We start from the raw sequence: 21620 nt of genomic DNA, 5'->3' as shown, positions 1-21620 counted from the left end.
TCGTGCGCCGTCGGTCTGGAGCCGATGGTAGACTTGGGCAATGGGGGTGACGTTTGAATGGGATACGGCCAAGGATGAAGCGAACCGCAGAAAGCATGGCATCGCCTTTAGAGAGGCGATTCCTGCCTTCATGGATCCGCTGTCCTTCACCATCCCTGATCCGGATCACTCGACGGCCGAAGAGCGGTTCATCCTACTGGGCCAAGACCAAAGGGGCCGGTTGCTCGTCGTGTCTCACACAGATCGAGGCGACCGAATTCGGATCATAAGTGCACGAAAAGCCGATCGAGGCGAACGAAGAGACTATGAAAATGGATAAGCAGAATCAAAAGGACACCGACCTACGTCCCCACTACGATTTCAGCAGTGGGGTACGTGGAAAGTACGCAGAGAGGTTCTCGGGCGGTTGCACCGTGGTGGTGCTCGATCCCGATGTAGCGAAGGTGTTCCCGGATGCCGTCTCCGTCAACGAAGCACTTCGCAAGGTGATCGAAGGGCGGGGTGCGAGGTCGAGCAACCAATAGGCGCACAACCAGGGCGCTCCACCGGACGCCGTGAACCGGAGCAATCGCGGCAGACCCGTTCCTCGCTGTTGGCCCTACCTGCATCCGCGGAGCGGGGCGTGCCGACGGTCCCTGTGAGCTTCAACCCCGTTGGGCGGTCGCAGACTTGAGCTTCATAGGGGTTTGCTGACGATGGCCACATTCCTCATTCTTCTTACGTCGTTCGCTGTTGCGGCCGGAGGCATCATACAGAACAGCCAAGCGCCGCCAGAAAAGCGCACGGTTCTGGGGATGACAGCCGTTGGCAGCGTCCTGATTTTGCTCGCATGCAGCGGGTTTGTGGCTTCAGTTGCTAAGGAACGTGCCGATGCGAAAGTGCGGGAGATTGAACAGCTGCGCGACCAGATGAACCTTGCGGCATCCCGCGCCCGGGAGGCAGACTTCAGTCTTTCTGACTTTTCCAGGTCCCGATTCGACAGGGGTAACTTTACACTCACCTACTTTCCCGAGGCATTGTTCAAGGATGCTGGGTTCCGTGATGCGCGTTTTGATGGGGCGAATTTCGAGGGTGCCGCCTTTCCCGGAGCCCATTTCAAGGGTGCCGATTTCAGAGGGGCTGACCTACGCGGGATCATCGTCGATGAGAGAACGCTCTTTCCAGCCGAGAGCAACTTGCCGCCCAACCCGGCCGCTGCAGCGGGCGCAGCTTCGCAGCGCCGGTGAGCGGCAGCAACGTTAGGCGTACTCCGGATAGGAGAATACCGAGATGGCGAAGCGAACCTCTGCGAAACATGCGGCACTTCTACTGATAATGCTCATCATTCCGTTGCAGTCCTCCCTGGGACAGGTCGGTGAACACTGGAAGGTCAAGCGAGTTCGGGAATTCTGCGAGCTCAGAACCAATCAAAGAACAGCCGAGGCTTCCGAGCTGTTGACAGATAACCCGCGTCTTTGGTCCGGAGAGCGGGTCGGGGAAGGCCGGGACTGGAAGATCACCGGGCCTGTCGTCGACTGGTACTTCGCACTACACGGAAGCACCGATTACCAGTGGTTCAGGCTTGATGGAGAGACCGTGGTTGCTGAAGCCTTGGTGACTGACGACTTCGACAGACTTCTTGATGTCAAACCAGCGCTATTCGAGCTCCGGTGGTACTTCGATGATTCTGGTAAAATATCTGGCTTCCTGATCATAGACAAGAGTGGCTCGACAGAGTCCAACCTGAGCCGCTTCTTCCGTTGGGCCGATACTCATCGCCGCGAGGAGTACGAAGCACTTGCTCCAGGATTCAGAATCCTTTACAAAACCGAGAACATCCCACGTTGGATTGCTCTCATCCGGGAGTGGCGCGAAGCGAACGGTCTTCCGCCGAAGGAACTTCCTGATCCCAGTACCGGAAGCCTAGAGAAGCACGGCGGCTAGATGGTCACTCACGGTACGCCTAACAAATCATTGCAGCGGAGCAAACCGCCCGCTGCGCGGGCTCTTTGGCCACTGAGTTCCAGCCGTTCGGCTTCCTCACCACCCCTATGGACTATTCGATGTGTAACCTAGATTCTCGCCTTCCGACCCTCGGCCGTTCCGGCGTTCTGCTCTTCTGCGTTCTCCTGTCTGCTTGGACAGGACAGGTCGCAGCGCAACCCTACGACCTGGCCGTCGCAAACGTTACCCTGATAGACGGCACCGGTAGCCCGGCGCAAACAGGAGCGAATGTACTCGTCCGGGGCGGTCGCATCGCGGCAATTACGACGGGACCGCTGCGCCACGAGGCCGACAAGGTCATCGACGGCGCCGGGCGGTACCTCATCCCCGGGTTGATCGATGCGCACACACACCCGTTTCCGGTCGAAGCCTCATTCCCCCAGTTCATCCACTACGGCGTCACGTCCATTCTGATCACGGGGGGGAGCACCGCCAGCCGCGCGAACCTGGCGCGCGTCCGGGCGCTCTCGGACGCGGGCACCGTCCCTTCGCCGCGAGTTTTCCATACGAGTCAGCACGTCACGAGGGAGGGGCGCCACCCGGTCAAGACGTACCCTAGCCCCAACTGGGTGGAGGGGGAGACGGTCTACTACATGCGCGAGGCCAGCGACGCAGAGCGCATCGTGAAAGCCATCGCGGACCAGGCCATCGTCGGCATCAAGGTGACGATTGAGGACGGCCCGGAGCCGCCGTTCGTGAAGATGATTCCATTGGAGTTCGTCACAGCCCTCGTGGAGGTCGCGCACGCACGCGGCATCGAGGTGTTCGCTCACGTCAGCACGATGGAGGGACTGCGGGTCGCCGAGGCAGCCGGTGCGGACCACCTCGTCCACTTTGTCGGTCTGAACATCGACTGGAAGCGCGACAAGGCGCTGGTGGAGCGGCTACGGGCGCGCGACGCCTCGTGGGTGACGACTCTGATGGTCGACAAGATGTTGTTCTACCCCGCGCACCCAGAGTGGCTCGCCGAAGTGGAAGCGACCGGGCTGTTCGACGCCGACGAGATCAAGCGGCTGCGGAACGGGCGCTCGGCCGAGGAATCGCTCGCCATCCTGGGCGACCTCTATGGCCTGGCCGAGCCCACGCTGGAGACCGTCATCCGGCCCCAGGTCGAAGACCTCCGGGAGCTGCACAAGCGAGGCTTTAACTTGGTCGTCGGCACGGACATGGGCAACGACTTTATCTTCCCCGGTCTGAGCCTACACGAGGAGCTGGACCTGCTCGCGATGGGCTTCACGCCCGCCGAACTGATCCCGATGGCGACCCGCAATGCCGCCGAGATGCTCGGGGTGTTGGACGACCTCGGCACGCTCGAAGTCGGCAAGCGGGCGGACATGGTGCTGCTGGACGAGAACCCGCTGGTCGACATCCGACACACCCGTGCGATCCGGGCTGTCTTTCGGGGTGGTCGGGAGCAGTCCCGGCTTACCTCGAACCCTCGCTAGCCCTCCAGCCACATCTTCACAAACTGGCGCGACTTTCACCGCGGGCTGCTGGCCCGACGCGTTTCGCGGGTGAGCCGCAATCTGTTAGCGTCACGGGATCTGCCCCACAGGTGCGTAAACGACGCACTATCGATTGAGATTTTCATACGCGCTGGGAGCCTGCAATGACCAGACTATTTACACCGCTCGTTCTGGGCACGACTGTCGTCGTGTCGGTTTTGGCCATCATAAGACTCGTATTGTCTCCAGACTCATGGGCTTCTTCTCTTCTGGCTCTGGCGTTCTTGCCGCTAGCCTTGGGTGTCATGGTGTTGCGGGAACGAGCTTCAAGGCAACCTGCAAGAGACACGAGGACGTCTGGCAAGATGAGAGCTGCGATCGTGGGTGCAGGCGCTGCGCTTGCTGCTGCATTGCTCTTGTCGATTGCGGAGGCATTCGGTTTCTCCGAGCTAGATTTTGGCGGCAATTGGCCCGTTGTCGGTACTTTATTGATAGCGCTGATTGCGGTTGCAGTGGACCTCATTGCGGCTCGGCTGGAACAAAAAGCGAGTGATGAGGATTGATGGGCGGGGTGCGAAAATCTCTGTGATGAAGAACAAATGCTGCCGGCTAGCGACGCACACTATGAGGTTGAAATGGGCCAAGCGTCCTTGCCCCAGGCCGACGATGACCATTTCAAGCGTCTGTCGCCCCTCCGGGGCTGGGGAGGCCTCGGATCTCGCACCCGGGGCTTGCGCCCCGGGCTAGATGCCTCCGCCCCTCCGGGGCTGGGGAGGCTTCGGAAGCGGCGGATCAGCGGTTTCGGGTCGAGACGGAAGCGAAAGGCCGGTGGTTGCCGGGTCGGCTGAGATGGGGGAGCCTGCGAAGGAGGGTAGGATGGAACGAGGATTTTGGCTCGAGCGTTGGAACGAGGGGCGGATCGGCTTTCACCGGAGCGAGCCCCATCCGGGGCTGGTGGAGCACTTCCGACGGCTGGGGGTGGCGCCGGGGGGGCGGGTGTTCGTGCCGTTGTGCGGGAAGACCGTCGACATTCCGTGGCTACTCGCCGAGGGGTATCGCGTCGTCGGGGTCGAGCTCGCCGAGCTCGCGGTGCGTGAGCTCTTCTCGGCGCTCGGCCTCGAGCCGCGGGTCTCGGGCGCTGGGAGCCTGGAGCGCTACGCCGCGGAGGGAGTCGAGGTGTTTGCCGGAGACGTCTTCGAGCTGTCGCGAAGCGATCTCGGACCGGTTGGGGCGATCTACGACCGCGCGGCGCTGGTCGCCTTGCCGCAGGAGATGCGCGGGCGCTACGCGGCGCGGCTGATCGAGCTCACCGGCGCCGCGCCGCAGCTGCTGATCACCTTCGAGTACGACCCGGAAGAGATGGAGGGACCGCCGTTCTCGGTCCCCGCCGACGAGGTGCGGCGTTTCTACGGCGAGCGCTACGGCCTCGAGCTCGTCGAGAGCTCCGAGGTCGCCGGGGGACTCAAGGGCGTGCGCGCAGCCAGCGAGAACGTCTGGCTGCTAGACCAGCTCAAGAACAGAAAGGAAATAGCATGAGAAAAATGATTCTGGTAGCAACCTGTGTTCTTGCCTTGGTTGGGCCGACGGTGGTCCTGGGGGAGGGCTCCGAAGCGAACGCGGATGAGCTTCTGCTGGCACTTCTCAGCGACAGTCGCGGTGTCCCGGTCATCCATCGGGGTGGGCTGCCGGAGGGGCTTGAGATGGAGCTTCCTGAAGCGAGCCGGTTGGTGGGGAGCGCAGAGTGGCCGGATCGGTCCCGAATCATCGTCAGGTTGGAGGCGAGTCTCGAGGAGGCTCGGACGGCTCTGGTCAAGTCTCTCGAATCTCAAGGTTGGGTGGTCACCGCGGGCAAGATCTACGGTTTCGTCCACCAAGAGATCTACAACGCCTCGTTGTGCCGCGAGGAACGAGAGGCCTTGAACCTTTGGGTCGAACCAGCGGGCTCGGGTGCTAGCTTGGCAAGCCTGGGATACCGGAAGGCGTGGAAAAAGTCTCCGTGCCTGTTGCACCCGTACCTTGGGCTCCACAATCATTCAGGCGCTGACATCTTCCCGACTCTGGTGGCCCCAGGCGGGGCGAGGAAATGGGGTGGTGGAGGTGGGGGTACAAGCAGCTGGAGAAAACCCGGGGACTCTCACTACCGGGCGACGGTCCTCGAATCAGCCCTGTCAGTGCCCGAGCTGATCGAGCACTATGGTGAGCAGATGAAGCAGGCAGGCTGGAAGCTCACCGACCAGGTGGTGGGTGAAGAGGCCTCGGTTCAGTTCTGGACTCTCAAGGGGGAGAAGGGCAAGGAGTTCTTCGGGACCTTCGTGGTGTTGGAGCTCTCAGACGGCACCGTCGAAGCCAATCTCAGGATCACGTTGAAGTAGGTGTTTCGAAGGGCTTGTTCCAGTGCGTGAGAAGGGTCGGGAATCCCGTCGAGCGGGCCGAAGGGGGAAGGCCCGCCCCCGGTCGGGTGATCGAGGGCGGGCGCCGCTTTGGCTTTCAGCTGGCTCAGCCCCAGCGGTGACGGGGTCTTCCGGAAGAGGATCGGCACGGCCACAGGTCCGAGTCGACCCGCGACCGGCCGTGTCCGGAGGGCCGGGGAGGGCGCTCAGTTGCTGATGGCGATGTACCCGACGACCTCCGAGTTGAAGTGAGTCACCTCGCTGTCGAGGGACTCCTCCTCTTCCACCTTGACCTCGACGCCGGTGGTGGTCAGATTCCGGTGGCGTAGTGCCGCCGGGTCGCTGCCGTTGAAGGTCTGCATCGCGGCGAGGAAGACCGGGCTCGACAGGCTCTGGCCGAAGCTGATCGAGGCGAAGCCATGGTCTACGTTGCTGCGGGTGGCGACCACGAAGGTGTTGCCGCCGACCGTGGCCGACCCCTGCTCAACGGCGATCCAGTGCACGGTCTCGGAGGCGTGAGTCCCGTCGTTGCCCTCCTCCTCCTGGAGCCGGATGTCGAACCCGGACGCCGTGACGTTGCGCACCCGGGTGACCACCGCCTGGGAGCCGTTGAAGGTGGCCACCTGCGCCAAGACTACCGGGGCGCTGCTGAAGGACTGGGTGAAGCTCACGCTGGTCCAGTTGTGGTTGATGCTCACCGACCGGGCCTCCACCGCCAGGCTGCCGAGGCTGGAGTTGCCCGCGTCGAGCGCCAGGTAGCCGATGCTCTCGTTGACGTGGCCGCCGTCGAGGTAGTCCCACTCCTGGAGGTTGTGGTCGAAGCTCGAGGAGGTGACGTTGCGCACCCGGATCGTGCTCGCCTGGGAACCGTTGAAAGAGGGCGGCCCCATCACCACCCTGGGATTGGAGAAGCCGGTCAGCGGGACGGTCCGGATCTGCTCGTCGATGGTCACGGCACCGAGCTGCCGGCCGCCAGCGCCGCAGAGGGCGTTCACCGGCAGGTTTGTGCCCAGGTCGGCGATGATGTTCTCGACCGGCACGCCGCGGTTGGGGTCGGCGCCGGAGCTTGTGCAAGCGGCGCTACCGCGGCAGTGATGAAGGGCCACGACACAGTGGTCAGCCGTGGCGAGCACCGGCGAGCCGGAGCTGCCGCCCCGGGTGTCGCAGTAATAGCCGACCTCGGCGACGGATCCGCCGACGCAGGCCGGCTCGGAGAGGCTGTCGACCTCGCAGAATCCGCTGGGATTCTGGGTGTGGGTCGAGTCTGCGGCGATCTGCTTGCCCCAGCCCGCGGGATGTCCCGGTAGGTAGATGCGCTCCTCCAGATCGGCCCCGGCCTGGCGCATCTGCATGAACCCGTAGGTGCCGGTGACGTTGGAGGGCAGGAGCACCAGGGTGTAGTCGAGGTTGACGTCGGTCTGGATCAGCGTCGCGCTGGTGGCCTCGACCGTTCCGGGGCAGGCCAGGGTGCTCCGGCAGTTCGTGGAGCAATTTCCTCCCTCGGCCATGAACTCGTAATCGGTATTGAGGGCGTCCGACGACGAGTCGATGCAGTGGTTGTTGGTCATCAAGTGCCCTTGATTACCCACCAGCCAGCCGGTGCACAGGGAGACGCCGTTGATGAGCAGGCGTGCCACGGCCCGCGATTCGTTGTAGATGGTGGGATTGGAGCTCTGGAAGCACTTCGCTTCCCGCGAGTCGTCCAAACCGCAGACCGATTCGGTTCCCGGACCCTGCGGGAAGCCCTTGTCGAATCCCTTCGTAAAGCCGTGGGCGAAGCTGTCCACCACCACGGCTCCTCGCTCCAGGGGTGCCCGGGAGTGGAGCTCCACGATGGCGGTGTCCCCCGGGACGTGGATGCCCCAGAATCCCTCGGGCAGGGGACGGTCGGTCTTGCCGAAGCCGGTGTAGGTCCACGACCGGGAGCCGTCCGGGGAGCGCACCACGAGCTCCGCTCCCGGGGGCAGGACGAATCGAGAGAAGTGCGGGGCGATGTAGCTCGCCTCCGGCAGGCTGATGACCTCGCGCCAGACCCGCTGGGGCAGCGCTTCGGGGGCCGTTCCCTCGAAGGCGGGGGACTCGAAGCGGGACAGGATCACGTCGCCGACCCGGACCGGGCCCTCGGTTTGGGCGGCCCAGGCCGGCGTGGCTGCTTCGATGCTCGGTGCCGGGGTCGCCGCGAGCGCTTCTGGAGGCGCGACGAGCCCCGCGAGGATAATGATCAACAGGATGGATGCGGACATGGGGTTCTCCTCTTCTTAGGGAATTTCATAGGAATGATGTAGATATGCCATAATTAGCATGTGTTGAATTATAGGCGGTCGTGCAGCCCTGTCAAATCACCGGTGATGGGCAAATCACCGATGACCGGCAAATCACCGGTGACTGTCAAATCACCGGTGACTGGCAAATCACCGGTGACTGGCAAATCACCGGTGACCGGGCTGCTCGAGGCAGAGGGGAGCGGGAGTCGTTACAATCTAGGAGCTTGCTGAAAAATCCGCGCCGCGCTCCGAGCGGCTCTCGCTTGCGGCTGACCTTTTCAGCCAGCTCCTAGGGTGAGGCATCCACTCAAACCCGCTTCACTCTCGCAACGGACATGAAAAAAGGAACGCTTCCTGAACAGGCAGATCAAAAAGCATCCCCTCGCCAGTGGATGCGCTTGGTGGTTGCCTATCTCCTGATCCCGCTGGTCCTATTTTTGTGCGGAGGGGACCTCGGTTGGTGGCAGGGGTGGCTCTACGCTCTGCTGATCGTTGCCGCTGGGGTCGGGGGACGGGTGTGGGCGGAACGGCGCCATCCCGGGTTGATGGCGGAACGGCAGAATGTTGAGACTGTCCAGAACGCAAAGGCTTGGGACAAAGTGCTGGCCCCGCTGATGGCGGTGAGTCTCGTCTTTCCGATGGTCATCGTCGCGGGGCTGGACCACCGCTATGGATGGTCTCCCGAATTTCCGCTCTGGGCCCTCGGGGTGGGCTTCCTGCTGATCGCGTTCGGATACGCTTTCGCTTCCTGGGCCTTGGCAGAGAACCGGTTCTTCTCCAGCATGGTGCGCATTCAGACCGAGCGAGGTCATACGGTGTGCGACACGGGCCCCTACCGGTATGTGCGGCATCCGGGGTATGCCGGAAACATTCCTCCACTCTTCGGAATTGTTCTGGCTTTGAGCTCGGTCTGGGCATTGGTTCCTGCAGCGGTGGCATTGATCATCACGGTGATTCGGACCGTGCTGGAAGACCGGACGTTGCAGGAAGAGCTGCCCGGCTATCGAGACTATGCGCGACGCGTGCGCTATCGGTTGATCCCGGGGATCTACTGAGAAGCCTGCGGGGGAGTTTCCCGGATCGGAGAGTGGGATCCAGCTCCCAGCCCGAAGCACGGTGTCTTTTAGCGAATCACTCCGGTTCCCCCAGTTCCCCAGTACGCCGTTTCTAAGAGCTTCTCCAGATGCCTCAAGAGCGTCGAGCCCGCCTCTGCTTCCCCGGCAGATCCTAGGCACGCCTTCGAGTTGGAAAAGTTTGCTTTTCAAACTCATTTCTCAAGTGTGTGAGAATGGTCGGGAAACCCGTTGTGGCGTTATGGTCTTTGGGAGAAGTATAGAAAGGGCAACGATGATCCCCTTCGGAGCTCCGGTTGCCGGCGTGTTTTGAACCAGCCGGACCCTAGAGGAGAGCTGACCTTCGGGCCGCACGCGGTGTGGCCGGAGTCGGGAGAGATCCAGGGGCCGGAGGGAAGAGTGCGGGTGAAGCCGAAGTCGATGGAGGTGCTGCTGGCGCTCGCCCGTCGTCCTCGGGAGGTGTGCTCTCGACAGGAGCTGATGGACGAGGTGTGGAAGGGGGTTTGGGTGGGGGAGGAGATCGTCACCCAGGCGATCGCCCAGCTTCGTCGGGCGTTCGGGGACGATTTCCGCTCGCCGGAGGTCATCGAAACGGTGCCTCGGCGGGGCTACCGCCTGCTGGTAGCGCCCCGCCGGCGAGCTTCCGGCGGAGGGGGAGGCGGAGACGGAGCGGCCGGCCGGCGTTCGCCGTTCATCGGCCGGGAATCCGAGATAGGCGAGCTGCTGGCAGCGCTCGACCAGGCCGAGGACGGGCGGGGCGGGGTGCTCTTTCTCGCCGGGGAACCGGGGATCGGCAAGACGCGTTTGGCCGAAGAGGTCTTGCAGACGGCCACGAACCGGCACTTCCTCGCCTTGGTAGGACGCTGTTCCGAGGATGTAGAGCCTCTTCCGCTACTTCCCTTCGTCGAGGCGGTGGAGCGGGCGTCCCGAATCGTCCCTCGGGCTACCTTCCGGGCCATGCTCGGGGAGGAGTCCGCCGCTTCGATAGCCCGCATGGTCCCGAGCCTGCGAACCGAGTTCCCGGATCTCCCGGCCCCCGCGGAGCTCCCCCCGGAGCAGCAGCGGCGGTACCTGTTCAACGCCTTCCTCGAATTCCTCGAGCGGTGCAGCGAGACGAGCCCGCTGTGTTTGCTGCTGGACGACCTGCAGTGGGCCGACGAGGCGACCTGCCGTCTCCTGCGCCACCTGGCGTGGGAGGTTGCTCGGCTGAAGGTCTTGATCCTGGGCACCTTCCGGGATGCGGAGCTCGGTCGGGAGGCGCCGTTCCGCCGGGTCTTGGCCGAGCTGCTGCGTCAGCGAATCGGTCGGCAACTGCCCCTCGGCCCTCTTTCGAGGCAGGAGATGGCGGAGCTCCTCGAGGGACTCTCCGGGACGCAGCCGCCGGACGAGGCCGTCGACTTCTTCGAGCGGACGACGGAGGGTTATCCGTTTTTCGTCGAGGAGCTCTATCGGCACGTCATCCTTCAGGGCGGCGGCGAGCACTCCGCCGCGGAGCGTTGGGGCAGGCTCCCAGGGTCGCGGGTCGAGGTCCCGGAGAGCGTCCGGGTCGTGATCCTGCAGCGAGTCGGCCGACTGAGAGAGTCGACCCGGGAGTTTCTGACGGCGGCATCCATTGCGGGCCGGACCTTCGATCCGCAGGTGGCCTGCTTCTTGACGGATCTGGACCACCAGGAGGACCTCGCCGCGGGGGTGGACGAGGCGGAGGCCGCCGGCCTGATCGTCCCCAGGACCGCAGGCCCCGAGCTCCGCTACGAATTCGCCCACGATCTGATCCGCCACTCCCTCCTCTCGCAGCTCTCCCTCGTGCGGCAGCGCACGATGCACCTGCGGGTCGTCGAGGCAATGGAGGCGTTGTACCCGGACGTCGAGTCGCGGGCCGGGGAGGTCGTCTCCCATCTCGAGGCCGCCGGCAACTCTGCCCGTTCCGACAAGGCCGTCCGGTACTTGATCCTCGCCGCGGAGCGGGCGCTCGAGGGGACGGCTTCCGAGGACGCTCTTCGATTCCTCGACCGGGCGCTGCCACGGGTTGCGGACGGGGACCGCCCGACGCGGGCTCGGGTTCTCTTCCTGCGGGGCTCGGCCCTTCGCAGTCTGCTGCGCTGGGAGGAGGCCCTCCGGGACTGGTGGCAAGCGATCCCCCTCTTCGAGGAGCTCGGAGACGCGGAATCCCTGACCCATACTTGCAAGGGGATGGCCATCGTGGCCCTCTGGCAGGCACGGTGGGACGAGGCCACGGCCTTGGGGGAGAGGGGGCTCGCCCTCGTGGGGCCGGAGCCCAGTGCCGAACGAGTCCACATGCTGTGCATCGCGGGCCTGGGGCACAGCGAGGCCGGGCGCTTCGACGAGGGAGAGCCGATCCTCGACGAGGCCGACTCGGTCGCCCGGCGGCTGGGCGAGCCCGAGCTGCTGGGCGTCGCGTCCTTCCATCGGGCCATGTCCGACCTCCATCAAATGCGCGTAGAAAGGCAGCTCACCCTGGGGCGGCGGAGCGTCGAGCTCCTGCGCGGGACCGAGCATCTCTGGGACTTCGTTCCTGCCCTGGGGTTGGTTCCCATGGCGTTGTTCTGTCTCGGAAGGCTGGACGAGATGCAGGTCTGGGAGCCGGAGGTCGAGCGGATGGCCGAGCGCGTCGGCCAGGTGGGGGTTAGCCTCCTCCTCGACCACACCCGGGCCCATCGGCGGCTGCTCGAGTCCGGGGAGCTGGAGCCGTTCGTCGGCGGGGCGAGGCGTCGTTTGGAATCCGCACGCGGAGCGGGGATCCCGTGGGCCCCGGCCCTGAGCCTCGTCGAGCTCGCACGAGCAGCCTGGTGGCGGGGAGACGATGCCGAGGCGGAAACCCGCCTCCGAGAAGCCCGGGCCGACGAGCCCGACTGGGCAGGCAAGGGCATCGCGCTGGCGGTTCAGATCCTGCTGCTGGCCCAGCGAGGGGATCGCGCCGCCCTCGACGTCTTGACGGCTCACGATCACCTCCTGCCCGAGCTCGGCCGCCCGGCGCGGGCTGGCTCTTGGCACCTGCTCCTCGCCGCCGTCGAGAGCCTGGCGCTCCTCGGAGAGATCGATGGAGCGGCGGCGCTGCATCCCCTCGTTCTCCACGGCCGAGCCCACACCGGCGCCGTCGTGCCGCTCTGGAGCAGCGTCTCATTCGCCCGCATCGCCGGGATCTCGGCCGCTTGCGCCCGCCGCTGGGACGTGGCCGCAGGCCACTTCGACCGCGCAGAAGAGGAGTGCGAGGCGATGCCGAACCTCCTCGAAGGTCCCGCGGTCCTCCGCTGGCGAGCCTGGATGCTCGCCCGTCGAGGGCGGCCGGAGGACAGCGCACGGGCGAAGGAGCTCGAGAGCGAGTCGAGGCGCGCGTGGCGCCGCCTCGGGTTCGCGGTGTCCCTCTAGCTGCCCGGCGTTCACAGTTCGTTCAGGTTCGGTTCAGGACCCACCCTCCCGCCAACTGTTCTCCTCGATTGTGTGACTCGGGGCGCATGGTCGCCTCGGATTTCGAATCGCCCGATGGGCGCGCTGCGAAGCCCGCAGTGACCCGAACTCAGAAGGGCAATTCTTTGTGAAGAAGACGATGAGAAGTCATCGTACCAATCAAGACAAGGCAGGAGGAATGCAATGAGCAACGGTATCAAGTACGGACGGACGGACGATGTAACTCACGAATGGACTACCGCCGCGATTTCGGACCTGGCCCTGCCCTCAGGTCACGACCGGCCGGTCGTCATCGCTGCAATGCAGACCTTTAACGGTTCCGATACGGCAGGGGTGCGGGCGAGGTCTCTGAGCAAGCGGAGCTTTGATGTGAAGATCGAAGAGGAACGATCCGACGACACCGAGGTACGGCACGCGGCTGAGACGGTCGGCCATATTGCTTTTGCGCCGATGTGGATACAAAACAGTGACCACGAGGAAATCGGCTACGCAGGCTTTCTCGACGTTCATCAGCCTGATGCGGACTCCTGGATGGCTCTTCCCATTCCAACCAGATTCTCCGTCGATGACAGTGTGGTTTTTGCACAGGTTCTGACCTACAACGGCTCTCAGCCTGTTCATCCGCGAATCAGGAAGGAGCACCCTGCTTCAGGGGCTCCAGGCTTCTACTTGAAGTTGGAAGAGTGGCCCACCTACGATCAGCGGCATGCTGGCGAACGTGTGGGCGTGGTGGTCCTCAAGAAAGGTGTTCACGCTCTACGCTACAGCGAGGATCCCTACCTGGTGGTCGGCGAGCTGACCAACGTCAATCACACGTGGCAGGAGGTGGATCTGGGCAACACCTGCGGCTCAGGACGCCCTGTTCTGGTGACGCACTGCCAAACCTATAACGGATCCCATGCCGTGGTCACCAGGCAGCGCGAGACCGACCCGTTGAAAGCCGAGATTCGGCTGCAAGAGGCCGAGAGCCAGGGTAGGCACAAGGCGGAGAGCGTGGGCTACGTCGCCATGGGTGTCCCACTGCACTGATCAACGAAGAACATCCATCGGCTAACAGACGGTGTAGTCACCGGACGCCTTGACGGGCACCGGTGACTGCGCCGCTGCTTACCCTGGCCGGTCTGAAGCACGGAAAGAACGAATGACCTCGAAGGAGGTACCTCATGCGCCATCGATTTTCCCACCACTTTTTGCTCATCGTGAGTTTAATGCTCGCGAGCTTCCAATCCTCCGCGGCCCGAGCCGGGGATACCGTCACGCGAACCGGGGCGAACGATCCGAGCACCGATCCGGCGACGCTCCAAGAGCTCCTGGACAATCCGGACGTGAGCACCCTCGAGTTGCGGGGCACCTGGCGGCTCGACGGCGACCAAGCGGTGACTGTGACCCGCTCCGTCGAGATCGTCGGGGCCGCCGGCGAGGAGCCGGCCACGATCCGGGGCAGCTCCGACTCCTTCGGTGCCGGGATCCGGATCGGCCCGTTCGACGGCACGGTTCGAGGGGTGCGCGTCGCCAACCTGCGGTTCCGCTACCTCCACTCTCCCATCGAGGCCACTCCTGGCTGGCAGGCCGATGAGAACTGCGACTTCGTCACGACCGACGGTCTGTTGGTCGGGTTGGAGGTGGAGAGCTGTGAATTCGAGGACGTGCCTCGCGGTCCCGAGATCTACGGCGACACACGGAATCTGCGCATCGAGGACAACGTGATCGGCGTGGGATCCGATTCCCCTGGCAAGCCGGTTTCCGTGGCCATCCAGGGGAGCTCCACCCGATGTACGGACACCGAGGGCGGCTCTCTCTTGATCCCCCACGGGCCCGTCGTGGGCGGCACGGTCCGAGGCAACGAGATGACCGGGGCAGCCCCCTTCTTGGTCCGTGCCAGGAGGCTGACTTTCGTCGACAACAGCGTGCGTGATGTCGTGGTCGGCCAACCGGCGGGCCTGGTCGTGCAGGATGCCGAAGATGTACAGGTTGTGGGCAACCGGATCTCTGGCATCCGCTTTCCCCCGCCGGCAGTCGGCATCGCGGTCCTTGGAGCCGTCCCCGGCGTCCAAGTAGTGCGCAACGAGATCGAGGATGTGGATGCTGGGATCGGTCTGCTCAGCGCGACCGGGGCCGCCGTCGCCAACAATCGATTCCACGTGCGCAGCAACGAGTATTTCATCGGCCCCTTTGTCGGAACGAACTCTCGCTCCGGTCTGCCGAGCTGCGACAACCAGATCATCGCCGGCGGTGGGGAAGGGACCCGCGTCCTGGACCTCAACACCGTCCCGTGTGCCGATATTGGAGCGGAGCCCAATCGGTTTCTCGGAGGCTTCCAGCGCCTCCTCGAGATGCCCGGCGGTCCGATCAACCTAAACCCTTGACAGGCCCGGGTGAGCGTGGAGCCGCGCTGCGATTGAGTGGAGGGCCGCCCCGATCCCTGAGTTCGACCCGGTTTGCTGGGCATCAACTCGAGGCTGCCCAACACGCCGTTGCCGCAATCGCCAGCGCCCTGAGGAGCCGTCACGGGCCACACAGCAGGAGCTAGCAAAGGCAGGGCTCATCAGGTCCGTCCGGCGACACGAGGAGGAACAATCTCGCCGCTCGGGCGTTTCCGGGGACAAGGAGGAGATGGAACCATGGTCTATCGAGTCAGCCTTGTCGTTGCATTCGCCGGGATGATCCTCGTGGCGTTGTCCACCGCGCCCTTGGGAGCCTCTCAGGAGGCGGGGGCCGCCGCCGTGGACGTTCGGATGGAGACGGACGAGGCGGACGCCGCTCTCGCGATCCTGCACGCCCATCGGGCGGGAGAGCCGGTGGCCGAGGAGGCTTGGGGGAGACTCTTCGAGAGCGAAGGGTACCGCCGTTTGCAGCAGCGCGAGCGATCGATGGGGCGAGAGTTTCAGGACTCCGCCTTCCAGGAGTTCCTGCTCTCCGACCCCGTGGTGGCCTCCGCGCCGGCGCTTGCGGAGGCGGTGGCGGACTGGCGTCAGGCGGACCTCACCGGGGCTGCAGGGCGTGCCTTGGCGTACCTTCCGGCGGGAACCAAGCTCCGCGCCACGTTGTATCCCGCCATCAAGCCGCGGCCCAACTCCTTCGTCTTCGAGGTGGAGAGCGACCCGGCCATCTTCATTCACCTGGATCCCACCGTTCCCCGGGCGAAGCTGGAGAATACGCTGGCCCACGAGCTCCATCACATCGGCTACGCGGCTGCCTGCGGAGCCGCGGATTCGGAGCTCACGGATCGGGTACGGACGGCCGTGAGGTGGGCGGGGGCCTTCGGGGAGGGGCTGGCCATGCTGGCAGCGGCGGGCGGGCCTAGCGTCCACCCCCACGCAGCGAGCTCGGCGGAAGAGAGGGCGCGCTGGGACCGCGATGTCGCCAATGTGGAGGCGGACCTGCGCCGGGTCGAGATGTTCTTGCTCGACGTGGCGGAGGGGCGGCTCTCGGACCCCGACGCCGTGCGGGCCGCCGCCATGGAGTTCTTCGGCGTTCAGGGGCCGTGGTACACCGTAGGCTGGAAGATGGCGGTGACCATCGAGGAGGCCTTTGGGCGCGAGCGGCTGATCGAGGTGATGTGCGACCCGCGGCGTCTGATGGCGACGTACAACGCCGCCGCACAGGAGCGGAACCGCGCCGGTGGGGATCTCCCGCTCTGGTCATCGTCGCTGCTGGCGCTCCTCGACCCGTAGCGGGGGGCTTCGGGCAAGGCGAGGTAGCGATGGCCACCGTGCTTGTGGAAGGGCAACCCAAACCAGCCCCGGAGGGGCGGAGGCATCTAGCCCGGGGCGCGAGCCCCGGGTCTTGGGACATCAGCAACCAAAGCCCCGGAGGGGCGACAGTAACGCCCATTCCAAAGGAAGGCTAACCATGCCGGATACGGTGCATTCACAGTCGGCGAGCCCATGGCTGCTTATGTCAGTCGCTGTATTCGGAACCCAGCGCATCAACATCGAAAGCAAACGTTTCCAGAGGAGTTCGTTGAGCTTCTCGAATTAAACGACATCGACTACGATAAGGACCATATCTGGGCCTCAGGACGGTCGATGGTCGAGGGATGTTGGGGTCCGAGGAGGAGCGAGAGTTGCTGTCGCCCCTCCGGGGCTAGGGAATTCGTCGGGTCGCCTACCCGGGGCTCGCGCCCCGGGCTAGATGCCGTCGCCCCTCCGGGGCTGCTAGGGAAATCTTTGGATCGCGTACCCTAGATGCTTCTGCCTCTCCGGGGCTTGGGGGCGCCCTGTCGCCCCGGGCTAGATGTCTCCGCCTCTCTGGGGCTCCGGTGTGCCGGCTGGCGCCGCTGTGCCGACCATGAGCACGATCCTCGCATTCGTCGGGATCTTGAGTGGGTGATGAGAATAGCTGCTGCACAACCCATCGTTGGAAGCGAACGCTCGACGCCAACCAAGCAAAGATAAGCATTATGTCCGCATACCGAGACGCTCTTTCGATCGACGCCAACGCCTCGGAGCAGAGGTTGAGGCTGGCGGAGGAAGTTCTTGCTTCGGGTGCGGGGGTCGTTCTGTTCGAGGAGGCGATCGCGTTGCGTCCGACCCCTGCCTGCCTGCTCTGTGAGGTGGTCGATTCGGAGCCCAGCTCGCGGCGATGCGAGAATGAATGGGGAGTGTTGGTCGAGAACGCTCAGAGAATGTTGGCATCCTCGCCACTCAGGGCTCATCTGCCAGATCTGCCGCGCAGGTGGCTGGTCGTGGGAGACTACGGAACGGGTACCGTGGAGCTGTGGCGTGCGCCCCCACCAATCGCTGCACCGGGCGCTTGACCTTGGCCAAGGGCTGCCAACTCGATACAGGATCGGCAGACCGGTGCAGGCCGACTCTCCAGCAGCCCCAAGAGACCCATCGAGATGAAAGAAATCGACAGCATCCGGGACTTCAAGACCTGGTTGAAGCAGAACCCCGAGGCGAATCCCGCCGCGATTCAGGCCCTGGATCTCAAGAGCTACCGCAGGTCCATTCTGAAGCATGGATTCCCAGGCTCGCTCTTCCTGGGCTGTGACCTCGAAGCGAAGGCGGCAGGCCATATTGTGCTCAGCGGAGGCACGGTCATCCCCGTCGTTCCCGACCTCAAATTCAAGGTGCACCGCAAGGAGCTCTATTCCGTCGACGAGCTCTTTGCGGGGTTTGATCTGGACAAGACCTACCAAGACACCCACGATGCGGGCATCTATCGGCAATACGTCGAGCAGGGGAAGACACCCAGAACCATCGATGTGAGCCTGGCCCGCCGGCTCCACGACCACTCCATCACCGACGCCCTCGAAGAGGTGATCGCCGGTCAGCGGGTGGTGGCGGTGATGGGTGGGCACGGGATGGAGCGGAGTGATCCTTTCTACGCCAGCACCGCCAGAGTGGCGAGGACCTTGACCCGAGAGGGGTTCTTGATGGTGAGCGGTGGGGGGCCGGGAGCCATGGAGGCGACGCACCTCGGTGCCTACTTCGCGAGCCGCAGCGAGGCCGCGCTTGCCGAAGCCATCGACCTGCTCGAGCCGCGCCCGGACGGGGCCCAGCCGGGGCAGGAGTACAAGGACGAGGACTGGCTCCACCGGGCCTGGCGCGTGAGGGAGGAGTTTCCGCTCAGCCAGGGTGACGAGGAGCAGTGCCGGAGTGTCGGGATTCCCACCTGGCTCTACGGCCACGAGCCACCGGCGCCCTTTGCGACCCATATCGCCAAATACTTCGCCAACAGCGTTCGCGAGGACGGCCTGCTGGCCATCGCGAAGCACGGGGTGATCTTTGCACCGGGGAGCGCCGGCACGACCCAGGAGATCTTTCAGGACGCGGCGCAGAATCACTACATCAACGAGTACGGAGGGCATCGCGTGTGCTCACCGATGATCCTGCTGGGTGAGCGTTGGTGGACGGAGAAGCGTCCGGTCTGGCCGCTTCTCTCCGCGGTGGCCCAGGGCCACATGTACGGCGAGCTGCTGGCATTGACGGACAGCGAGGAGGAGATCGTGCGCCGCATCAAGATCTTCGACCCGGCGGTGTATTCTGTGGATGCTCCTTGACGGGGGATCAGACGGACGGGGGATCGGAAAGGAAAAGAGGCTTGGGGCCGGGGCAACGGCTTCGAGGGTTGGTCCTCACCACAACGGAACCATGAGATTTTGCTGAGATGGCGCTGAGTGAGTTCGAGACAAAACGAGTGGAGCGGGCGGTCGCCGGATTCATGGATCGTCGCCGGCCGCCGGCCCACATTCGCCCCAAGCTCGATTTTGGGTACCGCATCACAGGGCAGAGTCTCGAGCTTTTCGAGATCCGTCCCCGGTGGAACGATCCGTCTCAGACCATCGAGTCCGCCATCGCCAAGGCGACCTATGTCAAGAGGACGGGGATTTGGAAGGTCTATTGGCAGCGAGCGGACCTCAAGTGGCATCCCTACGATCCTGCCCGGGAGGTCCATTCGGTGGAGGAGTTCCTGGCCTTGGTGGAGGCGGACGAATTCTCGTGTTTTTTCGGGTGAGGCAGGGCATCGAGCGTTCACCCGGCCCACGATTCTCTCTGTGCTGAGTGCCTGATCGGCCCGTGGGGAAAGTCGAGCCGCCTGCTATGCGCGAATACGACCAAATCGCCGAGTGGTACGCCACAGCCCGGGATCCCGAGGTCGGCATTCCCGAGCTCGCAGACTTTGCCCGTGGCTTGCCGCCCCACGCGCGGGTGCTCGATCTCGGCTGTGGCAACGGCATCCCGATCTCTCGGTTCCTGCTCCAGGAAGGCTTCGACGTGGTGGCGTTGGATAGCTCGTTGGAGATGATCGAACGCTACCGCGCCGCGTTTCCGAGCGTCCCCGCCCGCTGCGGGCGGATCCAAGACGCCCACTTCGCCGCCGAGTCCTTCGATGCGGTGGTGGCCTGGGGCGTGCTCTTCCACCTATCAGAAGACGACCAGCGAGCCGTGGTACGGCAGGTTTCGGATTGGTTGAAGCCCGGCGGGCAGTTTTTCTTTACCTCGGGAGATGTGCAGGGTTCGAAGCAGGGGGAGATGAATGGAGTGGCGTTCCACTACGTCTCGTTGGGCGCGGACGGATACCGGGAGCTGCTGGAGCGATCGGGGATGGAGCTGAAGACCCACTTCAACGACCCCGGGGACAACCACGTCTATGTCGCCGAGAAGGTGGCTTGAGCCGTGCCGAGCTTGGCTGCCAGTGCGAACACCCGAAGCCGTGAGCAAGCAGGAGGTGCCTGGCAGCAGCTCGAGGTCTGAGGGCCGGGTGCAGAGGTCGTATGGGAAGGTCGTTGCGGGTGTCGTTGAATCTAAGGTGGATAGTCTCTCGTAGGTTCTTATAGGTGCCCCCGATGGATCAATTTCCTTGGGGGTCCTAGAACCGGAGCGTGAGACCGACAATGGACCGCCCCTGATCATCGCAGAGAGTTGGGTGTGGAAGGAGAATCGAATGAGCGAGCAGTCAGATAGAGGCCCAGGCCTCAAGAGTAAGAGCATAGCCCTCGGCGCAGGTGCCGGAATGATCTTCGGGGCCGCCCTCGGCAGTGCAGGTACCGGCCTCGTCCTCGGGGCGGCTTTGGGTTTGATCCTCACGCCCGCCCTAGAACGCAAGCTCCAGTAGCGGATGGAGTGGCCGATGGGGCCGACGCGGTTCGAAGAGCGACGAGGGTGCACAGCAAGCACGGAGTCGATCTGATCAAGATCGCCGCGACGGGGGCTTCGGCACCCACGGCAGCATTGGCCTCCTGAAGCGCCGCTGGGGTGAATCCCCATGGCCGCAATGCAGGGCCATGCCCGGCGTTGCCCATGCCCACGTCCGCCCGCAGGAAGCCGCGGTCCTCGACGGCTCCTTCTCGCCGGAATCTGACCTGAATCTGTAGCCCGCTACGCTCTAAGTTGTGTGGGCTCTTCAGCCTGACGACAGCTCAGCTGAGCCATGTCAATGGGTGAAGAGCTCTGCTGGCTTGGCTGAGCCACCGTGGGCTCGACTGCCTATCCGGCAGCGCCTATGCGAACAACCAGCTATCTGCCTATCCGGCAGCGGTTCTTGTCGCATAGGCACTGCTGGGGCCACCTCGGTGGCCCTGATCGCGGGGGGCTGGCTCTGCCTTTGAGGCGCCTCAGTGACAAGGGATGTCGCATAGGCGGAAACTACGCGACAGGTGCTCTTCCGGCTGGCCTATCGGACAAGTCTGGCGATTGACGGTGGCTCCGGAGAACGCGTATCATGAAGGAAAAGCGTAACTTTGAAGGAGAGTGAGACCTTGAGGGGCGACTCGCGGATGTCGTATAGGCGAATTGTGGCGGGAGTCGTTGAATCTGGAGCCTCTTGAGATAATGGCACGTACACAGGGCCATGGCAATCCGAGATGGAACCGAGATGAGACGATCTTGGCGTTGGACCTCTACTTCCGCTCCGGGGGGGAAATACCTTCCCAGACGAGTCAGGAGGTCCAGGGACTCTCGGCGCTTCTGCGAAGACTGCCATTTCACCGTCACCGTCATATGAACCGAACCTTTCGAAACCCGGCTGGAGTGTCGTTCAAGCTGCAGAACCTCCGACAGGTTGCGACAGGCGCAGGCCTTGAACACGTTTCGGCAATGGATCGAGAGGTGTGGTCCGAGTTGGGCGACCAGCCGGAAGAGGTTGCACGCCTTGCAGATCTGATTCGCTCAGCTGCTGACTACATAGACTTGGCTTACATTGAGGAAGACCGGCGAGAACTGTTCTATGAGGGCCGGCTACTTACACAAGTTCACCAAGCGAGAGAGCGCGATCGAAGGCTCCGTTCACGCGTCCTGGCATCTCACCGCCGGCGCCAGCAACCTTTGAGCTGCGAACTTTGCGGATCCAGGTCGACCTGTCGAGATCCAGCGTTTGAAGACGCAGCCTTCGAAGTGCATCACCTTGTTCCCTTTGCCGAAACTCGCGGAGAGCGCCAAGTCAGACTGACTGACGTGGCGTTGCTCTGCGCCTGTTGTCACCGGCTTCTACATCGGGCCATAGTGGCTGCTGGCGTGTGGCTGCCCCTGTCTGAGGCACGCGATATCCTCGGGATCATGCCAAATGAGGCCCCAGCATGAGGGGGCGGCCTCT

18 protein-coding genes are annotated in these 21620 nt (G+C 63.9%); 17 read left to right on the top strand and 1 reads right to left on the bottom strand.

Translation table 11 applies throughout. From position 1 onward, the window contains the following. Positions 1–40 precede the first annotated feature (40 nt). From SX243_11650 to SX243_11615, 8 genes are all read left to right on the top strand, one after another. Entirely contained in the window at positions 41–319 is a 279-nt protein-coding gene (locus SX243_11650; protein ID MDY7093614.1) for a BrnT family toxin, read from the top strand. Beyond that, entirely contained in the window at positions 306–524 is a 219-nt protein-coding gene (locus SX243_11645; GenBank protein MDY7093613.1) for a hypothetical protein, read from the top strand. Before SX243_11650 ends, SX243_11645 begins: the two co-directional genes overlap by 14 nt. A 171-nt stretch (positions 525–695) precedes the next feature. Further along, the gene (locus tag SX243_11640; protein MDY7093612.1) at positions 696–1226 is read left to right on the top strand and encodes a pentapeptide repeat-containing protein; all 531 of its coding nucleotides are present in this window, start codon (positions 696–698) and stop codon (positions 1224–1226) included. Positions 1227–1269: 43 nt separating this feature from the next. Beyond that, positions 1270–1923 (top strand): hypothetical protein, encoded by a 654-nt coding sequence (locus tag SX243_11635; protein ID MDY7093611.1) that lies wholly within the window; start codon positions 1270–1272, stop codon positions 1921–1923. Positions 1924–1988: 65 nt separating this feature from the next. After that, positions 1989–3428, top strand: coding sequence for an amidohydrolase family protein (locus SX243_11630; GenBank protein MDY7093610.1), 1440 nt, complete (start codon positions 1989–1991; stop codon positions 3426–3428). A gap of 164 nt (positions 3429–3592) precedes the next feature. After that, the gene (locus SX243_11625; GenBank protein ID MDY7093609.1) at positions 3593–3991 is read left to right on the top strand and encodes a hypothetical protein; all 399 of its coding nucleotides are present in this window, start codon (positions 3593–3595) and stop codon (positions 3989–3991) included. A gap of 313 nt (positions 3992–4304) precedes the next feature. Further along, positions 4305–4964 (top strand): thiopurine S-methyltransferase, encoded by a 660-nt coding sequence (gene tmpT / locus SX243_11620; protein ID MDY7093608.1) that lies wholly within the window; start codon positions 4305–4307, stop codon positions 4962–4964. Continuing rightward, positions 4961–5800, top strand: coding sequence for a hypothetical protein (locus tag SX243_11615; protein ID MDY7093607.1), 840 nt, complete (start codon positions 4961–4963; stop codon positions 5798–5800). Before tmpT ends, SX243_11615 begins: the two co-directional genes overlap by 4 nt. Before the next feature lie 224 nt (positions 5801–6024). Here the strand turns inward: SX243_11615 and SX243_11610 are convergent, their stop codons facing one another. Further along, on the bottom strand, positions 6025–8061 hold the full coding sequence (locus SX243_11610; GenBank protein ID MDY7093606.1) for a trypsin-like peptidase domain-containing protein: 2037 nt from the start codon (positions 8059–8061) through the stop codon (positions 6025–6027). 356 nt (positions 8062–8417) lie between these two features. Here SX243_11610 and SX243_11605 point away from each other — a divergent pair, with 356 nt between their 5' ends. From SX243_11605 to SX243_11565, 9 genes are all read left to right on the top strand, one after another. Next, entirely contained in the window at positions 8418–9137 is a 720-nt protein-coding gene (locus tag SX243_11605; GenBank protein MDY7093605.1) for an isoprenylcysteine carboxylmethyltransferase family protein, read from the top strand. A gap of 423 nt (positions 9138–9560) precedes the next feature. Then, positions 9561–12542 carry an AAA family ATPase gene (locus tag SX243_11600; protein MDY7093604.1) on the top strand — a complete coding sequence of 994 codons (2982 nt, stop codon included), beginning with the start codon at positions 9561–9563 and terminating at the stop codon, positions 12540–12542. 222 nt (positions 12543–12764) lie between these two features. After that, a complete protein-coding gene (locus SX243_11595) occupies positions 12765–13610 on the top strand; it encodes a hypothetical protein (GenBank protein MDY7093603.1) in 846 nt (281 codons plus the stop codon). A 134-nt stretch (positions 13611–13744) separates the two neighbouring features. Further along, a complete protein-coding gene (locus SX243_11590) occupies positions 13745–14947 on the top strand; it encodes a hypothetical protein (protein MDY7093602.1) in 1203 nt (400 codons plus the stop codon). Between the two features lie 255 nt (positions 14948–15202). Further along, positions 15203–16255, top strand: a complete 1053-nt coding sequence (locus SX243_11585) for a DUF5700 domain-containing putative Zn-dependent protease (GenBank protein ID MDY7093601.1) — start codon at positions 15203–15205, stop codon at positions 16253–16255. Positions 16256–17424: 1169 nt separating this feature from the next. Then, positions 17425–18588 carry a hypothetical protein gene (locus SX243_11580; GenBank protein ID MDY7093600.1) on the top strand — a complete coding sequence of 388 codons (1164 nt, stop codon included), beginning with the start codon at positions 17425–17427 and terminating at the stop codon, positions 18586–18588. Between the two features lie 107 nt (positions 18589–18695). Beyond that, positions 18696–19043, top strand: a complete 348-nt coding sequence (locus SX243_11575) for a DUF3024 domain-containing protein (protein MDY7093599.1) — start codon at positions 18696–18698, stop codon at positions 19041–19043. 86 nt (positions 19044–19129) lie between these two features. Next, on the top strand, positions 19130–19702 hold the full coding sequence (locus SX243_11570; GenBank protein ID MDY7093598.1) for a class I SAM-dependent methyltransferase: 573 nt from the start codon (positions 19130–19132) through the stop codon (positions 19700–19702). Between the two features lie 1158 nt (positions 19703–20860). Beyond that, the gene (locus tag SX243_11565; protein MDY7093597.1) at positions 20861–21607 is read left to right on the top strand and encodes an HNH endonuclease; all 747 of its coding nucleotides are present in this window, start codon (positions 20861–20863) and stop codon (positions 21605–21607) included. The last annotated feature ends 13 nt before the right edge of the window (positions 21608–21620 follow it).

The sequence above is a fragment of the Acidobacteriota bacterium genome (assembly GCA_034211275.1).
Classification (GTDB): Bacteria; Acidobacteriota; Thermoanaerobaculia; order Multivoradales; family JAHZIX01; genus JAGQSE01.
Note: the sequence above shows the minus strand (reverse complement) of the source record. Positions and strands in the feature narration are given on the sequence as shown.

Excerpts from the sequence above, each read along its gene's own strand:
- SX243_11595 (MDY7093603.1), top strand. The coding sequence starts at position 12,765 with ATGAGCAACGGTATCAAGTACGGACGGACGGACGATGTAACTCACGAA.
- SX243_11580 (MDY7093600.1), top strand. The coding sequence starts at position 17,425 with ATGAAAGAAATCGACAGCATCCGGGACTTCAAGACCTGGTTGAAGCAG.
- SX243_11615 (MDY7093607.1), top strand. The coding sequence starts at position 4,961 with ATGAGAAAAATGATTCTGGTAGCAACCTGTGTTCTTGCCTTGGTTGGG.
- SX243_11610 (MDY7093606.1), bottom strand. The coding sequence starts at position 8,061 with ATGTCCGCATCCATCCTGTTGATCATTATCCTCGCGGGGCTCGTCGCG.
- SX243_11635 (MDY7093611.1), top strand. The coding sequence starts at position 1,270 with ATGGCGAAGCGAACCTCTGCGAAACATGCGGCACTTCTACTGATAATG.
- SX243_11605 (MDY7093605.1), top strand. The coding sequence starts at position 8,418 with ATGAAAAAAGGAACGCTTCCTGAACAGGCAGATCAAAAAGCATCCCCT.
- SX243_11650 (MDY7093614.1), top strand. The coding sequence starts at position 41 with ATGGGGGTGACGTTTGAATGGGATACGGCCAAGGATGAAGCGAACCGC.
- SX243_11585 (MDY7093601.1), top strand. The coding sequence starts at position 15,203 with ATGGTCTATCGAGTCAGCCTTGTCGTTGCATTCGCCGGGATGATCCTC.
- SX243_11575 (MDY7093599.1), top strand. The coding sequence starts at position 18,696 with ATGGCGCTGAGTGAGTTCGAGACAAAACGAGTGGAGCGGGCGGTCGCC.
- SX243_11565 (MDY7093597.1), top strand. The coding sequence starts at position 20,861 with ATGGCACGTACACAGGGCCATGGCAATCCGAGATGGAACCGAGATGAG.
- SX243_11625 (MDY7093609.1), top strand. The coding sequence starts at position 3,593 with ATGACCAGACTATTTACACCGCTCGTTCTGGGCACGACTGTCGTCGTG.
- SX243_11570 (MDY7093598.1), top strand. The coding sequence starts at position 19,130 with ATGCGCGAATACGACCAAATCGCCGAGTGGTACGCCACAGCCCGGGAT.
- SX243_11640 (MDY7093612.1), top strand. The coding sequence starts at position 696 with ATGGCCACATTCCTCATTCTTCTTACGTCGTTCGCTGTTGCGGCCGGA.
- SX243_11590 (MDY7093602.1), top strand. The coding sequence starts at position 13,745 with ATGCGCCATCGATTTTCCCACCACTTTTTGCTCATCGTGAGTTTAATG.
- SX243_11645 (MDY7093613.1), top strand. The coding sequence starts at position 306 with ATGAAAATGGATAAGCAGAATCAAAAGGACACCGACCTACGTCCCCAC.
- tmpT (MDY7093608.1), top strand. The coding sequence starts at position 4,305 with ATGGAACGAGGATTTTGGCTCGAGCGTTGGAACGAGGGGCGGATCGGC.